The 1,066-nt window shown below is 65.9% G+C and carries 2 protein-coding genes; both read right to left on the reverse strand.

The features are described 5' to 3' along the window. Positions 1-60 precede the first annotated feature (60 nt). Positions 61-414 carry a hypothetical protein gene (locus AB0H50_RS35620; protein WP_357461695.1) on the reverse strand — a complete coding sequence of 118 codons (354 nt, stop codon included), beginning with the start codon at positions 412-414 and terminating at the stop codon, positions 61-63. Then, positions 411-1,066: ABC transporter ATP-binding protein (locus AB0H50_RS35625; protein WP_357461697.1), on the reverse strand; the 656-nt coding region annotated here is incomplete at its 5' end. The genes AB0H50_RS35620 and AB0H50_RS35625, both read right to left, overlap by 4 nt.

Consider the following 1,066-nt stretch of genomic DNA (forward strand, 5'->3'; position numbering starts at 1 on the left):
GCCCGGCCTGCCGTTTCCGTCGCCGGGTGTGACCGGCTCACCGCGTCAGAGCTTGTCGCCCTACATCTCCTCGACGAGTCGCTCGGTCTGCGCGTTGCCCTCCAGGAGCTGACGCACCAGCCACAACCTCAGAACCTTTGCGACCACCGACGCCACGTAGACGGCCGCGCCGACCAGCGTGAGCGCGATGAATCCCATGCTCAGCAGCTGATACGAGGCGATGTCTCGCAGGTCCGAGAGGGTCAGCGACGCGATGTAGACGACGAATGCGGCTGCCACCCCGATGATCATCAGCACCATGCCGGCAATTCGGCCCTTCCCGCCGGATCCGTTGCTCGTGGTGCCCAGCCCCAGGGCAGCCACATCCTGCTTGAATTGCTCACGTCGTTCGTCGACCGCAGTGGTCATCGTCATCCTCCTAGGTAGCTGGTAGACAGTTCTTCTTCGATCTCCGCCGGATCGCCCGTGCGCACGACTCGTCCCTGGAGCATCAGCGCAGCGCTGGTGGCGATGGGCAGGACCGCCCGGGCGAACTGTTCGGCAACGAGAATCGACACCCCCTCCGCCGCAAGTTCTCCCACTATGTCGTAGATCTGCGAGACGATACGCGGGGCCAGGCCCATCGACAGTTCGTCGAGCAGCAGCACCGTCGGGTTCGTTCCGAGCGCCCGCGACAGTGCGAGCATCTGTTGCTCGCCGCCCGACATCGATCCGGCGAGCTGTGTCCGGCGCTCTCCGAGAATTGGGAAGCGGGTGTAGGCCACGTCCTCGAGTTCTGCCAGTGAGACGCCCGTGCCGGTCGCGATCCACAGGTTCTCGCGCACCGTGAGGTTGGGGAACACGCCTCGCCCCTCGGGGATCGAGCAGATGCCCAGGCGTGCGAGTTCGGCTGCGGAGGCTCCGTTGACGACGTGTCCCCCGAGCCGGAACTCCCCGGACGACACAGGGTGGATGCCGGAGCACACCTTCAGTGTTGTCGTCTTGCCGCCTCCGTTCGGCCCGAGAAGGGCGACGACCGCCCCCGGTGGGAGCGCGATGTCCACCCCGTGGAGCACCTCGATGGAAC

This window comes from Nocardia sp. NPDC050793 (assembly GCF_040654065.1).
Taxonomy (GTDB): Bacteria; Actinomycetota; Actinomycetes; order Mycobacteriales; family Mycobacteriaceae; genus Nocardia.